Annotated in this window: 12 protein-coding genes; 7 read left to right on the top strand and 5 right to left on the bottom strand. The window is 57.9% G+C overall.

What is annotated here, in order from left to right:
* Positions 1-97 precede the first annotated feature (97 nt).
* The 3 genes from F1529_RS14830 to F1529_RS14820 form a co-directional block, all read right to left on the bottom strand.
* Complete coding sequence (locus tag F1529_RS14830) at positions 98-694, bottom strand: GNAT family N-acetyltransferase (protein WP_155135855.1); 597 nt, start codon at positions 692-694, stop codon at positions 98-100.
* A 91-nt stretch (positions 695-785) separates the two neighbouring features.
* Complete coding sequence (locus tag F1529_RS14825; protein WP_155135852.1) at positions 786-1,985, bottom strand: acyl-CoA desaturase; 1,200 nt, start codon at positions 1,983-1,985, stop codon at positions 786-788.
* Positions 1,986-1,995: 10 nt separating this feature from the next.
* A complete protein-coding gene (locus F1529_RS14820; protein WP_155135849.1) occupies positions 1,996-3,114 on the bottom strand; it encodes a ferredoxin reductase in 1,119 nt (372 codons plus the stop codon).
* Between the two features lie 778 nt (positions 3,115-3,892).
* On the opposite strand from F1529_RS14820, the gene F1529_RS14815 reads away from it, so the two are divergent.
* The 3 genes from F1529_RS14815 (at position 3,893) to F1529_RS14805 (ending at position 7,748) form a co-directional block, all read left to right on the top strand.
* On the top strand, positions 3,893-4,309 hold the full coding sequence (locus F1529_RS14815) for a hypothetical protein (protein WP_155135846.1): 417 nt from the start codon (positions 3,893-3,895) through the stop codon (positions 4,307-4,309).
* A 379-nt stretch (positions 4,310-4,688) separates the two neighbouring features.
* Positions 4,689-6,488: a LamG-like jellyroll fold domain-containing protein gene (locus F1529_RS14810; protein ID WP_155135843.1), complete on the top strand. Its 1,800-nt coding sequence runs from the start codon at positions 4,689-4,691 to the stop codon at positions 6,486-6,488.
* A gap of 204 nt (positions 6,489-6,692) precedes the next feature.
* Positions 6,693-7,748 (top strand): NAD-dependent epimerase/dehydratase family protein, encoded by a 1,056-nt coding sequence (locus tag F1529_RS14805; RefSeq protein WP_230457807.1) that lies wholly within the window; start codon positions 6,693-6,695, stop codon positions 7,746-7,748.
* Between the two features lie 112 nt (positions 7,749-7,860).
* On the opposite strand, the gene F1529_RS14800 is transcribed toward F1529_RS14805, so the two are convergent.
* Entirely contained in the window at positions 7,861-8,568 is a 708-nt protein-coding gene (locus F1529_RS14800) for an FMN-dependent NADH-azoreductase (protein ID WP_155135840.1), read from the bottom strand.
* 122 nt (positions 8,569-8,690) lie between these two features.
* On the opposite strand from F1529_RS14800, the gene F1529_RS14795 reads away from it, so the two are divergent.
* Positions 8,691-9,659, top strand: coding sequence for a LysR substrate-binding domain-containing protein (locus tag F1529_RS14795; RefSeq protein ID WP_155135837.1), 969 nt, complete (start codon positions 8,691-8,693; stop codon positions 9,657-9,659).
* A 108-nt stretch (positions 9,660-9,767) separates the two neighbouring features.
* On the opposite strand, the gene F1529_RS14790 is transcribed toward F1529_RS14795, so the two are convergent.
* Positions 9,768-10,187: a CBS domain-containing protein gene (locus F1529_RS14790; protein WP_155135834.1), complete on the bottom strand. Its 420-nt coding sequence runs from the start codon at positions 10,185-10,187 to the stop codon at positions 9,768-9,770.
* 245 nt (positions 10,188-10,432) lie between these two features.
* On the opposite strand from F1529_RS14790, the gene F1529_RS14785 reads away from it, so the two are divergent.
* The 3 genes from F1529_RS14785 (at position 10,433) to F1529_RS14775 (ending at position 13,999) form a co-directional block, all read left to right on the top strand.
* The gene (locus F1529_RS14785; protein WP_155135831.1) at positions 10,433-11,281 is read left to right on the top strand and encodes a class I SAM-dependent methyltransferase; all 849 of its coding nucleotides are present in this window, start codon (positions 10,433-10,435) and stop codon (positions 11,279-11,281) included.
* A gap of 220 nt (positions 11,282-11,501) precedes the next feature.
* A complete protein-coding gene (locus tag F1529_RS14780) occupies positions 11,502-12,083 on the top strand; it encodes a hypothetical protein (RefSeq protein ID WP_155135828.1) in 582 nt (193 codons plus the stop codon).
* 5 nt (positions 12,084-12,088) lie between these two features.
* Positions 12,089-13,999: a DEAD/DEAH box helicase gene (locus tag F1529_RS14775; protein WP_370457041.1), complete on the top strand. Its 1,911-nt coding sequence runs from the start codon at positions 12,089-12,091 to the stop codon at positions 13,997-13,999.
* Positions 14,000-14,064: the final 65 nt, after the last annotated feature.

Here is a 14,064-nt window from a genome sequence, read left to right as displayed (position 1 = left end):
GGCGCTTCTCAGAGGCCCCCTAAAGAAAGCCACCGTTCCTGAAGGGGGGCGGTGGTTTTTTTAATCTGTATCAGGCCCTTTACGCCAAGTCATGAGGCTATCTGCTCTGCCGCAGCATGGCCCAGTGTCGTACCGAGGTCCCGGGGATCTCGTCTTCATGCACGACCTCAAAACCGAACCGTTGATACAAGGACACATTGTTCGGGTTATGGGTATCCAGGTAGCAGGGCAGTCCTTGCTCGTCCAGTCGATCCAGTGACGGTTGTAGCAGCGGCGTCGACAATCCGCGACCCTGCTGCGACGGATCGATGCCGAGCAGCAGCAGATACGCATGGGGAGCGCTGAGGGCACGATGATGTACCGCCTGCATGGCCTCGCCTGCCTGCATCTGGCGTTTTATCGCGCCGGGGCCTTGCTTGAGCATGGCGCGCACCGCGCCGAAGCGCAGCATATCGGCCATGCTGTGCCGCAGGGCTGACGATGGCAGCCAGACAGCAGCGCCATCCTGTGGTTGCTGGGCGATGTGTACCTGACCGTTTTGGCTGGCATGGGCAACCAGAAAACGGAAAGTGTAGTACGCCCGCGCTTCACGTTGCGACGGGTTCGGGAAGAAGTAGACAAACAGGGGGTCGTGGAAAAAGGCCCGGCTGAACATGTGGGCGATGTCGTTGAGGGGCGGTTGTGTCGTTGTCATGGAAGGTATCCGGTTGCGTCATGGAGGAGCATACCGGAAAAGAACAGGCCCGGTGCAGCCTGTTGTATGCACCGGGCCAGGCAGGTCAGGTTCAGGAAGGTGTGGTCTGGCTCTGGCTGCCTTCATAGGGTTCGCCGCCGCCGGGAAAAGCCAGGCGCAGGTTGTTCAGCCAGGTGGTGCCGAACTGGCGGAACAGGGAGGCGCTGTTGTATGGAATGCCGTAGCGGTCGGCCAGTGCCCGCACCCGTGGGGCCACTTCCTTGTAGCGGTTGCTGCACATGTCCGGGAACAGGTGGTGCTCAATCTGGTGCGACAGGTTGCCGGACAGGATATGGAACAGCTTGCTGCCCTCGATGTTGCAAGAGCCCAGCATTTGCCGCAGATACCAGCGACCACGGGTTTCACCTTCCACTTGTTCCAGGGTGAAGTTGTGGGCCCCGGCAGGGAAGTGCCCGCAGAAGATAATGGTGAACGCCCAGATGTTGCGGATCAGGTTGGCCACCGCATTGGCGCCGGCCACCATGCCAAACACCAGCAAGGGCGAGAAGGGCACGTAGAAGGAAATCGGGATCGCCACCAGTGCTGCTGCCAGCGGCCAGGCGATGTAATCCTTGGCCACCTGCCGCCAGACCTTGTAGCCGATACGCTTTAACAGGGGCGTAAAGTCCTTCAGCTTGTTCTTGCCTTTCAGGTGGTCGTCGATGGCCTGCTCATGGACGGCCACGCCTTCCTCGAACAGCAGCATCAGCAAAATGAAATAGATCGGCTGCAACAGAAACGCCGGCTTCCATTTCTGCATGGGGGTCACCCGCATGATGCCGTAGCCCACATCCAGGTCTTTTTCCAGCACATTGGTCCAGGTGTGGTGCACCACATTGTGCGAATGCATCCACCGGTCCGAGGGGCTCATGGTGTCCCATTCCCAGGTGTTGGATTGGATTTCCGGGTCCTTCATCCAGTCCCACTGGGCGTGCAGCACGTTGTGGGCGATTTCCATGTTTTCCAGAATCTTGGCGATGCCAAGCGCGAAGACGCCCAGGCCCATGAGGGTGAGTGCCACCGGCCAGGTGGCCAGCGCGTGTCCCCAGGCGGGAATGAAAAACAGCGACAGGTAAATCACAAAGCGGGAGCTTACCGCCATGGTGCGCTGGGTCTTGATCACCTTGAGGATATAGGCGCGGTCGCGGTCGCCCCGGGAATCAAATACCTCGTTGCGAATGGCTTCCAGCTCGTTACCGAATTCTTCGATCTGTTCGTCGGTCAGGTCGACCGGGTATTGATGGGTTTTCATTATTCTTCCCTCACAAATCCAGTTCGCAGTCGCCGGCGGCGGCGCAGATGCAGGTTTGTACAATGCTGCCTGCTTCGTTCAGTACCTCGCCGGTGCGCAGGTCACGCACACACCCGGAAACCAGGGTGGTGTTACAGGTATGGCAGATCCCCATGCGGCAACCGTGGGGCGGGTTCATGCCGGCCGCCTCGGCCACTTTCAGCAGCGGGGTGTCGCTGTCGCCTTCGGTGTCCACATCGCTCTGGGCAAAGCGCACACGGCCACCCACCGCATCGGCGGGCACTTCGGTAAAGGGCGCGCGGAATCGCTCCACATGCAGCCGGCGGCTACAGCCCGCCTCGGCCATGCATTGCTCGATCGCTTCCAGCAGGGAAGGGGGGCCGCAGGCGTACACATCCCGGTCTTTCCAGTCCGGGCAGAGCGCATCCAGCTGTGTCGAGGAAAAACGGTTACGGCTCGGGTCTTCGCCTTCACGACTGTAAATCAGATGCAGGTTATAGCGATCGTTGTAGCGATCCATCGCCTTCAGTTCCTTGCCCAGCACCACATCAAACTCGTGGGGGGCATAGTGGACATGGTGCGTATCCGGCAGGCGCCCCTGGGCAATCAGGCTGTTGATCATGCTGAACGCGGGGGTGATGCCGCTGCCTGCGGTAATAAACAGCGGCTGAATCGGCTGCGCATCGGGCAGATAGAAATCCCCCTGCGGCAGGCCGATGGGCAGGTAATCGCCTACCTTGATATTGCGCACGATGTGGTGGGAGATAGTGCCCTTGTCGATGGCCTTCACCGTGATCGTGAAGCAGTCGTCTTCGCGCTCGGGGGGCGAGGAAATGGTGTAGGTACGGGTGTAATGCTTGCCATTGGCAGGGATCCCCACTCGCACATGCTGCCCCGCCCGGTGCCCGCGCCAGTTCAGGCCGGGTCGCAGGGTGAGCGTGCGCGCGTCTTTGGTTTCATCCCACACTTTGACTACTCGGGCCTGCAGCTTGTGGGTGGTCCACAGCGGATTCACCAGCTCCAGGTAATGGGAGGTGCGCAGTGGCCAGGCAAAATAATCGGTGATGGTACTCAGTCGAGACCAGATGGATGATGATGCACCTGGCTCTGGCTGGGTGGGTTGACGCATAACGGTTCCTCTTTCGTTGTCATTATTCGAGGTTGTCGCTAACCCGGCATGCAGGTGCTGTTGCAAGCGGGGGCATGGCGTGAACAGTGCCGCTGAGGGCTGCTGTCACCGTCCGTTCCTGTCCATTTCGTTACCGGGAAAGCTGCATGCCGGAACGTTTGAGTATCCTCCTCTGCCAAGTCTGCAGGCCAATGGCCTTAACCGAATCTGTACGTAAACCCTGTGCAGAAGAACAATGTTTACGCTGCGTTAATGAACATGTGTTCACATTTGGCTTTAGCGTAAAACTACTGTTGCCATGCTGTCCAGCCTTTCTTTATGAGCGGTGTGAGCTTTCACCGGTGGCACGCCTGTGTGCGCGCCTGTCGGGGCCGAAAACAGGGCGGAATGGTTAAGTTCCTATGGGAAAGTAAGAGAAGGCTTACAGACGTCGGTTAAAGATGTGGTGATAATTTGATCATCTGCTACGAAGAATTGCTGAAGAAAATGCCCCGTATGGATTCTTACCGTGGCAGGGCAAGTGTTCACCAAAGGGGATAAAGGATGCATTTGCACCTTGCCTGAACCTGAACACAATGAAATCGAATACTGCTGCTGATTCCTCGTTTGCCCCGGCCTTGGCCGGGGTTTTTATTATCCGCAATGCCGCCTCTGTTTGATTCTTTGGTCCGTTCATAAAAGCCAGGACGAGCTCTGCGATTTGGCTCTCACGTTTTTCTGTTGTGGGATATGCTAGCGTCTATCTGCTGACCCGAAAGCACAACCCGACGGAGATTCCATGGCTAACCCAAAACAACAATGGCTGCAGGCCTTCACCGGTGGTTTTGTCGCCACTCTGCTGTTCCATCAGGGCGTGCTGGCCCTGTTCTGGCTGGGCGGCCTTATTCCTGCCTTTCCATGGAACATGACTCCGGTGCCGCCACTGGGTGTACCACAAGTGATTTCCCTGGCCTTCTGGGGTGGTGTGTGGGGCTTGCCGGTGTGGTGGGTTATCCGTCGTTGGCAGGGCATGAAATTCTGGCTTAGCGCTGTCGTCATCGGTGCCATCGGGCCGACTCTGGTGGCCATGCTGCTGGTGTTCCCCATGAAAGGCCTGGACGTGAATGCCACCAAGGTGGTGGGCGGTCTGATCGTCAATGCCGCCTGGGGTCTGGGGCTGGCTGTCTGGATGCAGTTCAACCGATCGCGCGGCTAATCCATCTCGCTAGTGATTGTCGGCGCCCTCTCGGAGGGCGCCTCCTGATCCCGTCATTAGCCACTCCATCTCAGACCAGAAAACGTCATCCGCCGATCGCTGGCGGGTGACGACGTTACTCTCGAATTTTTCCTTTGCCCCCTTACGGAAATGAAGTTGTTGCCGCTGGGCCGATTTCCGGCAGTCATGTCGTTAACCCTGTCGTGATTGTGATCCGGTTGCCGCTTTTTTAGTTGTTGCACTGCCGTTCTGAATTGAATTCATGGAAGTGTCACCTGTAGCACTTAGGTTTGCCGCTCCATTAATTGTTATTCATTAGAGGTATGTGATGAGTTTGTTGCCCGGATCGCGATGGCGGAATGCTGGCCTGATTGCTTTGATGGCCACGTTTCTGTCCGCTTGTGGTGGTAGCGGAAGTAGCTCAGGTGAGCTGACGGATAAGCCCGACGAGAATAATGCTCACAGTTATTCCGTAGCGGTGATTCCCGACACCCAGAAATACTCCCGCTATTCCCCCGAGCGTTTTATGGCACAAACGCAATGGATTGCAGATAACTACCAACAACAGGATATTGAATTCACCCTGCATCTTGGGGATGTGGTAGACAGGGCGAGAGACCCGCAGGAGTGGGTGTTTGCCCGCCAGGCACTACAAGTGCTGGAAGCCAATGCTGAAACCCCTTACAGCGTGCTGGCCGGTAACCATGATGTGCTCAATAGCGGGCAGTGGGACGACCAACGCGAATTGTCCAACGAGCCCTACTTGACCCACTTCCCGGCAAGTTTGCAGGCGGGCAACTATACGACTTTCCAGGGTACCGACAGCACGGGTTTCAGTAGCTACCATATTTTTTCTGCCGGTGAGCGCCAGTTTATGGTGCTGGCTCTGGACTGGCGCTCGTCCGATCAGACTCTGGCCTGGGCGCAATCCATTCTGGATAAACATCCCGAGCTACCGGTCATTCTCACCACTCACCAGTTGCTGGACATTGCGGGTGACGGAGAAACTGCCATCTTCACTGATCATGGTGCCAGGCTTTGGGAAAACCTGATTCGCAGCAATGACCAGATCTTCCTGACCTTCAATGGCCACCACCACGGTGAAGCCATGATGGTTGGGAAAAACAACTATGGTCGTGATGTGGTCATGCTGGTTGTGGATTATCAATCAGGATACTGGGGCGGCAATGGCATGATGCAGCTGGTGGGGTTCGATGAAGCCAACGGCAAGCTCGATTTCCGTTCTTTCTCGCCCTGGGTAGCCGCGATACCGGAAGATCAGCGCCAACCCCAGGATGAGCTTGCGCGGTGGGAGTTCAGTGTTCCCATGGACTTCGACAGCCGTTTCAGTCAGTTCAACGAGCACCATGTCGCCAGTGAACCGGGCAACATCGACGGCACCCAGGCTTACTGGATCCTGGACCGGGACCATCAGGTCACCACTACCAGTGGCGAGGTACAGTTCCTGGACGCTTCAGGCAATAACAACAACCTGGTGCTCATGGCGCACAACGATCCACAAGGGCCGGTGGCAGACTTCTTCGAAGTGGCTGCACAAGCCCCGCCCTTTGGTTACGCCGACGGTGCGGCGCGCTTTTCAGGCAACAACGATATCGGTGGCTACTATCTTGAAACGGATGCGCCTGGGCTGACCTTTGAGAACAGTGCATCGGGCAAATCGGGTTACTTGCCGACCTATACCATCGAGGCAATTGTGAAACTCCCGGAAGGCTGGGTTTCTGAAGACAATAGCTGGTCGGGGATTCTTAACCACCGCCCGCAGATTTCACAAGTGTGCAGCTATCACGAAATCGCATGCGGTGGCAGTGACGCCTCTCTGGGCCTGAATGTTTCATCGCTGAAAGAGTTCCAGTGGGTGAGTACATCGCAAAATGGCAAGGGTAGCGACAACTGGTCCTGGGAAGTCATGAACGAATACTGGTACCACATCGCCTTGGTCAACGATGGCGAGAAAGTGCAGATGTATGTGGATGGTTCGCTGGTTATGCGCACCGGGGTTGATGAACAGAAAGGGCTGATTGTTGAGCCGGGCCAACCCTGGTCCATCGGGATCAATAGTTGGCAGGGCGTCGCGGGTAACTTGTTTGCCGGTGACATTGCCGAAATTCGGATTAACAATCGGGTTCTGGACAGTGGCGAATGGTTACTGAACCAGTAATGCGCATTAGCTAGAAACCCTGCCAAGTCGGGCTCCCGGTCAGTCGTGCAACGCACGGGAAGCCCGACCTCCTTTCTGCCCTGCAGAAAGCTGCATGATCGATGACCCACCTGCCTTTGCTGACAACACCCGTGGTGTGAACTGCCACCCACAACGCCGAAATTCCGTGCTAGCGTAGCCCCTCGCCACAATGAGGAGCGATCAATGTCTCACACTGTCATGGTTACCGGGGCGTCCGGTTATATTGCTGGCTGGATCGTCAAGGATCTGCTGGAAGCCGGCCACACTGTGCACGCCACCGTGCGCAACCCCGACAAAGCCAAAAGCGTGGATCACCTGAAGCGCCTTGCCGAATCTGCGCCCGGCACCCTGAAGCTGTTCAAGGCAGATTTGCTGGATGCGGACAGTTTTGATGCGCCCATGCAGGGTTGCGATATCCTCATGCACACCGCCTCGCCGTTCGTGCTGGATGGCTTTACCGATGCCCATGAAGCGCTGGTACGCCCGGCCGTGGAAGGCACCCGCAATGTGCTCAATGCCGCTAATCGCTGCGACACCCTCAAGCGTGTGGTGCTCACCAGCAGCGTGGCCTCCGTGTACGGTGACGCCACCGACATGAAGGGCAAGAGCGCCTTCACTGAAGCGGACTGGAACAGCACCAGCAGCGTTGACCACAACCCGTATCAATATTCCAAGGTGGCTGCCGAGCGCGAAGCCTGGAAAATCCACGATGCCCAGGGCGGCGATGCAGCCAGCCGCTGGGATCTGGTCACCATCAACCCGGGCATGGTGTATGGCCCGTCACTCACCAACGCCAGTAACTCCGCCAGTATCGGTACCCTGCTGGACATGGGGCGCGGCAAGCTGCGCACCGGTGTGCCGGACCTGGAATACGGCATGGTGGATGTGCGCGAAGTGGCTCAGGCGCATCTGCTGGGTGCGTTTAGCCAGGAAGCAGAAGGCCGCTATATCCTGGTTAGCGAGTCGGTCACCATGCTCGACATCGCTGCGATGCTGCGCAAGCAATTTGGCCGCCAGTATCCCTTCCCGATGATGAAAGTGCCCAAGCCGGTGGTATGGGCGGTCGGCCCGTTCATGGGCCCGGTGACCCGCAAGTTCATCAGCCGTAACGTGGGGTATCCACTGCGCTTCGATAACAGCCGCAGCAAAGCGCTGGGTGTGAACTATCGTTCAGCCAGCGAGACCCTGAAAGATCACTTCGAGCAGGTGCTGGAAGATGGCTTGGTGCGGCGGCGTTAAGTAATGTCACGGATCAGCTTGCATGACGAATGGCCTGCCATCCCTGGCGCGGGCGTTCGTCATGCAAGTACTGGCATCATGTCAGTACTTGCCCCCCGTGATCTTTGCGGTCCTAGCCCAGCGCGTAATCCGCTTGCGGCGTTTCGCTGGTAGCGCTCTGCAATTGCTCCACCAAGGCATCCACTTCTTGCTCGGCCTGACGAATAGACGCGGCCAACCGCTCCCCGCCTTCTTCCTGATGCTCAACCGCAATGTAGTGAATGCGGGTAATGCCGATAAACTGCAGCACGGTAGTGAGGCCTGGTTCCAGATGATTCAGATGGGCCAGATCGCCGCCGGGATTGAAGCCCGCGCCGCCCCGTGACGACAGGATGACCGCGTGGCGAGGACGATCAGCCAGTAGCGGGGTGAACGGATCTTCCGGCCGGGTTTCGTCATACTCCACCGTGCGGCCCATGCGCACTATCTGGTCCACCCACGCCTTCAGCGCAGCGGGCATACCGAAGTTATAAAGCGGCGCGCCGATTACCAGCACATCTGCCGCAATCAGCTCCTCAATTAATCGATCGCTTTCGGCCAGCACGCCTGCCATCCAGGGCTGCTGATTGGCGGCGGGTGTAAAGGCCGCTTCGATCCAGGGTTGATCGATAATGGCTGGAGGGGCAGCGCCCAGATCCCGCTGGGTGACGGCGGTGTTCGCAGAGGCCGCTTGCCAGCGGCTGATGAAGCGTTGTGTCAGGCGGCGGCTGATGGAGCCGTGGGCGTCTTGACCGGCAAGGCCGGGGCGGGCGCTGGCATCCAGTTGCAGAAGGTGTGTCATGGTGGGCTCCTTGTTTTGTGAGTTGAACTCATTCATCGTTAAGCACAAGACAAGCCTAGTGCCGGCTAATAAGGCGCCACAAACGATCATTATTTTCATTAATAGATGAGTTTAATTCAGTCATGAGCCCTCGCCGGTTACCGTCCCTTTCTGCCTTGCGCGCTTTTGAAGCCGCCGCCCGCCATGAAAGTGCCAAGCAGGCCGCCAGTGAGTTGTCTGTTACGGCCACGGCCATCAGCCACCATATTCGGGGCCTTGAGGAATCGCTGGGTGTGGCACTGTTTGTACGCAAGCCCCGGCAGTTGTTGCTGACACCACAGGGCCGCGAGCTGTTTGTGTCACTGGAGGCGGCCTTCGACAGCATTGGTGACGCGGTGGACCGCGTGAAAGCGGCGCCGACCCGCCTGGCAGCAACCCTGTCCACCACGCCAGCGGTGGCCGTGCGCTGGCTGTTGTCGTGGGTCTGCATGCTGCGTGATGCGCACCCGGAAATAGACCTGCGCATCCATGCCTCCCATGAGCCGGTTGCCCTGGACGGGGTCACCGCCGACCTGGCCATCCGTTATGGCGATGGCCACTGGCCGGGGCTGGTAGCGGAGAAGCTGTTCGATAACACCTTTATTCCGGCCTGCAGCCCTTATCTGAAACTGGACAACATGGCGGACTTAACCGACCACCCCCTGATTCACTTCCGCCCACACGGCGCCCTGGCGGCTCCCATGGACTGGGCCGGTTGGCAAAAACGGGCCCAGGTGGCGGGGCTGGATGTCAGTGCCGGGCTGGTGTTTTCCGACGAAACCCACGCTATCTCCGCCGCCATCGGCGGGCAGGGCGTGGCCCTGATGAGCCGAACCCTGATTGCCGATGAACTGGAAGAAGGGCGGCTGGTTCAACCCTTCGGCCCGGAACTGGAAGGCAAACCGTTCTATCTGGTGTACCCGGAAAATCGCCGGGATGATCCGGTGATTAGCGCGATTCGGGATTGGGTGATGGAGGTGCCGGGCGGGTTGTGTAATGGACTCGAGCAGGGCGCCGATGTGTCTGAGTGGTTTGACTCGAAGAGTGCTTCACCGGGCCTGGATTCGCCGTGAACCACTGAACGATACCCGCCGCTTTTGCACCACAACGGCACACCGATGCGAGCATATTGAGCACCAAAAGTGCGCAAATCAGGCTTTTGAGCTGCGCCAGGCGGCAGGCTAGCCCGCCTTTTGGCACAGCTCAGCCAGCTTCTGGTCCAGCATGTTGAGGATGTGGCGGCGGCTGATCACGCCCACCACCTTGTTGGCAGCATCCACCACCGGGTAGATCTTGGGCTTGGCGTTGAGCATCTGCTGGGCCAGGTTCAGCACGTCATCGGTGAGCGATACCGTCAGCACTTCGCTTTGCATCAAATCCTTAACCGTGGCCACGCGCTGGTTGTGATACACAACCTGCAGCGCGGCCTGCAGGCATTCGCGCTCACTGATCCAGCCCACCAGCGTACCGTCGCCATCGGTGACCGGGCTGCCCAGCATGTCGAGCTTGATCAGGTTGCTGGAGGCTTCCACCACCGGCATCTCCGGGTGAATCGTCGCAAAACGCGTGCACATCAGGTCTTTGATAGATACAGAATCCATGGGGCTTACCTCTTGCTCTGGTCCGGGACCACAAAGGGTTCGGCCAGCACTTTCGCCGGCCATCAGGCACGTTACTGCGGGAACCATGCCAACTTACCGCAAGCGATGCTGGCTCCCCTTTTGTAGGAGCGCCACTTGAGGCGCGAACTTTTACTGCCCGCCAAAAAATCGTTGCTTGACCTCAAGTTGACTTGAAGTGGCAAGCTAACCGCTAACATCAAGACAGCGCCTCCCGGAGAGTGAGCATGAACCGTTCAACAGAGACCCCCGACAACCCGTCAACGCTGTGGAAAAGCGTGGGTGGGCGCAACTGGGTGGAATCCCAGCAACTGATCGATCACCTGTTCAAACCCATCGAGGGGTTGCTGGCCAAGGCGGTGGAATGCCAGTCGCCGCAGCGCGTTCTCGATATCGGCTGCGGCACCGGCGGCACAACCTGGGCGATCAGCCGTTATACGCGGAGTGAGGGGTTGGCAACGGGCGTCGATATTTCCGAGGTCATGATCGAGGCGGCACGGCAGGGTACGGAAAAGAACGGCGCAGAAAAGGCGGGCGTAGAGTTTATCTGCGGCGATGCAGAGACCTATGATTTTGGTGAAAGCCAGTACGACATGCTGGTCTCGCGCTTCGGCATCATGTTCTTCGACGATCCCATCAAGGCCTTCCAGAACCTGAGGCGTGCCGCTTCCACAGACGCCCCTGGGCTGTTCGTCGCCTGGCGCTCCCCGCAAGAAAACCCCTTCATGACCGCCGCTGCCCGGGCGGCCAAATCCATGGTCACGCTGCCACAACAAGCCCCGGACGCCCCCGGGCAGTTCGCCTTCGCAGACGCTAAACGCGTGGAAAGCCTTCTTGAGGCTGCGCACTGGCATCACATCAGCATCGAACCACTGGATTTCGAATGCACTTTCCCCGAGACCGAGCTGGTCGGCTACTTCACCCGCCTGGGCCCGCTCGGCCGCGTTTTCCCGGACCTGGACGAAAAGACACAAGCCCGTCTCATTACCGTGGTCAGAGACGCCTTCGAGCCCTTTGTGTTCGGCGATACCGTGAAATTTAACGCCGCCTGCTGGCAGATCAAGGCACGAGCATAGGGGCGGGCGGCCACTTCACAAACCACCTGTAGGAGCCCCGCTCGAGGGGCGAACCCTCCTTTCTATCTCTTACCCCCCCAACAAAGAAACAAAGCCCCTGAAGCTTATTCATTTATTTGCGCCCGAAGATTGTGTACATTCGGAACTGGATCACAAATAGAAAGATACCAATAACAACAGGCCCGCCAGGATCGTGGGCTAGAAAGCAATGAGGGACTAGATGCCTTTATTCTGGGGAACGCTTAACCAGAAAACCTGCCGAGTTATTCCCCAGCAGTGCCGAATCCTCTTCGTGCTGTGCGCACTCCTGTGCTCCCCGTTTGCATATTCAGCCTTGTTCCTGGACGTTTCACCCGGTGATTCATGTCTTGAAACCTATCAGATGGAAATTGCGCGGGGGGCGGAGGCGGATCTGCCTCTGGAAACCATGCTGGAGCAAGAACTTCTGGCGTTTGAACACAACACCCCGGATCTCTCTGAAATAACCTGGTATCAATGCGATGCAGACAATGTTTCTCTGGTTTATTACGGTGCCTGGTTCAATAGCGGGGCGGAGCAAAAGCGTTTCTTTGAAAACCATAGAGCAAAATTAGAGAGAAAGTTTGGGCAGCCATCATTCGATGCGTTTGACCTTGGCTGGATGGCGAAGCTCGTTTTGTGGCTCGACGGGAAAGAGGACATAAATGAAAAGCTGACACTGGTTCAGTGGCATCCAGAAAATGGCGAGATGATTATGCTTGGATATTCTCGCCTGAATGTTCATGGCAAGGCCTATGGGGTCACCATGAGCTGGGAGCGGTAGGTATCGTGGCCACCGTCATCCCCAATATCACTACTATCCGCGGCATGACCAATGGCGAGCGACGTCTTGGGCAGCGGCTGGAAACCCTGCTAGAGGATGACTACACCGTCTGGTACGACACCCCGGTGGGGCGCAACCGGCGCTATCCTGATTACATCATTCTTCATCCCGGTCGTGGTCTGCTGTTTCTGGAGGTGAAGGACTGGAAGCTGGATACCCTCAAACAGATCACGCCCCGTGATATGGAAATCTTTACCCCTGATGGCCTGAAGACCGTCACCAACCCCCTGCAGCAAGCTCGCCAGTGTGCGCTTACCGCCATCAAGAAACTGCAGCGCGATGAACACCTGCAACAGACCTCCGCCCAGCACAAAGGCAAACTCTGTTTCCCGTGGGGCTATGGGGTGGTGTTCCCCAATATCACTCGCAAGCAATGGAACGAGGCGATCCCTGAGGAGCATCAGGAGCTGGTGCTGCCGCCACACCGGCTGATCTGCCGGGACGAAATGACCGCTACCGCCGACCCGGAAGTCTTCCAGGAACAGCTCTGGGCCATGTTCGATTACGCCTTCGGCGACAAACTCAGTCTGCCGCAGATCGATCGCATCCGCTGGAACCTGTTCCCGGAAATCCGTATCAATGCGCCCCAGCAGGGGTTGTTTGATGAAGGTGATGAGGCTGATGAAGAAAGCGAGCAGGTTAGCGGGCAAGGGCAGGGCAGTCATACCGGCAGCCGGGCCGTGGCAGAGAGCCAACCCGGCTACAACGCCATCCCGGATATCGTCCGCGTCATGGACCTGCAGCAGGAACAACTGGCCCGCAGCATGGGCGAGGGCCACCGGGTCATCCATGGAGTGGCCGGGTCTGGCAAGACGCTGATCCTCGGCTACCGCTGCCTGCACCTGGCCCAGGCCGTCACCAAGCCGATTCTGGTGCTGTGCTTTAACATCACCCTGGCTGCCCGGCTGCGCAGCTTTATTGCCGAAAAGGGCATCGAAGAGAAAGTGCAGGTGCACCATTTCCATGAATGGTGTGGACGGCAACTGCAAACCTACAATGTAGACCTGATCCCCGCCACGCCCGAATTAAAGCCTTGGGAACGTCAGGTAGAGACCGTCATTCAAGCAGTGGACAAGCGCCAGATCCCCCGTGCCCAATACAGCGCGGTGATGATCGACGAAGGCCACGACTTCGAGCAGGACTGGCTGGCCCTGATCGTGCAAATGATCGACCCGGACACCAACTCCCTGCTGCTGCTTTACGACGATGCCCAGTCCATCTACAAGAAGCGTAGCCTCAAATTCCCGCTGTCCAGCGCTGGCATTCAGGCCCGTGGTCGCACCACCATCCTGAAACTGAATTACCGCAACACCCGCGAAATCCTCAGCTACGCCTACGATTTCGCCAAGGACTTCCTGCAAGCCCAGGACGCCGATGACGACCATATTCCCTTGATCGCCCCGGAAATGGCCGGCGCCAGCGGCCCGGCACCGGCATTCCGCAAGTTCGACACCTTCAACGACGAAGCCCACTACATCGCACGCTGCATCCGCAAATGGCACCAGAACGGCCAGCCGCTCAACAACATCGCGGTGATCTACGGCTACAACTGGCAGGCAGAAACCCTGCAACGGGCACTCAAACGGGAAAACCTTCCCCACGCCTGGCTGAAAGACAACGCCAGCAAGAAAGCCTACGACGCCAAGGCCGAACGTATTGCGCTACTCACCCGGCAAAGCAGCAAGGGGCTGGAGTTCGATACGGTGGTGCTGGCGGGGTTGGGAGGGTTGAAGGATGACGAGGAGAATTTGGAGAGTGAGGTTCGGTTGTTGTATGTGGGGATGACGCGGGCAAGGCAGCAGTTGTTGTTGACCGGGAGTGGGGAAAATTGGTTTGTGGGAAGGTTTGGTGGTTAGTTAATTATATATACGATGCAAGACCTGACCCAAATGTTCCATGCACGATGCAAATCCTGAGCAAG

Source organism: Alcanivorax sp. VBW004, assembly GCF_009718865.1.
In the GTDB taxonomy this organism is placed as follows: Bacteria; Pseudomonadota; Gammaproteobacteria; order Pseudomonadales; family Alcanivoracaceae; genus Alcanivorax.
The sequence above is the reverse complement of the archived record's forward strand: the minus strand, read 5'-3'. Positions and strand labels throughout refer to the sequence as shown.

What these genes read in the sequence shown, in the direction of transcription:
- F1529_RS14785 (WP_155135831.1), top strand. Translation starts at nt 10,433, where the DNA reads ATGAACCGTTCAACAGAGACCCCCGACAACCCGTCAACGCTGTGGAAA.
- F1529_RS14805 (WP_230457807.1), top strand. Translation starts at nt 6,693, where the DNA reads ATGTCTCACACTGTCATGGTTACCGGGGCGTCCGGTTATATTGCTGGC.
- F1529_RS14820 (WP_155135849.1), bottom strand. Translation starts at nt 3,114, where the DNA reads ATGCGTCAACCCACCCAGCCAGAGCCAGGTGCATCATCATCCATCTGG.
- F1529_RS14815 (WP_155135846.1), top strand. Translation starts at nt 3,893, where the DNA reads ATGGCTAACCCAAAACAACAATGGCTGCAGGCCTTCACCGGTGGTTTT.
- F1529_RS14780 (WP_155135828.1), top strand. Translation starts at nt 11,502, where the DNA reads ATGCCTTTATTCTGGGGAACGCTTAACCAGAAAACCTGCCGAGTTATT.
- F1529_RS14800 (WP_155135840.1), bottom strand. Translation starts at nt 8,568, where the DNA reads ATGACACACCTTCTGCAACTGGATGCCAGCGCCCGCCCCGGCCTTGCC.
- F1529_RS14825 (WP_155135852.1), bottom strand. Translation starts at nt 1,985, where the DNA reads ATGAAAACCCATCAATACCCGGTCGACCTGACCGACGAACAGATCGAA.
- F1529_RS14810 (WP_155135843.1), top strand. Translation starts at nt 4,689, where the DNA reads ATGGCCACGTTTCTGTCCGCTTGTGGTGGTAGCGGAAGTAGCTCAGGT.
- F1529_RS14795 (WP_155135837.1), top strand. Translation starts at nt 8,691, where the DNA reads ATGAGCCCTCGCCGGTTACCGTCCCTTTCTGCCTTGCGCGCTTTTGAA.
- F1529_RS14790 (WP_155135834.1), bottom strand. Translation starts at nt 10,187, where the DNA reads ATGGATTCTGTATCTATCAAAGACCTGATGTGCACGCGTTTTGCGACG.
- F1529_RS14830 (WP_155135855.1), bottom strand. Translation starts at nt 694, where the DNA reads ATGACAACGACACAACCGCCCCTCAACGACATCGCCCACATGTTCAGC.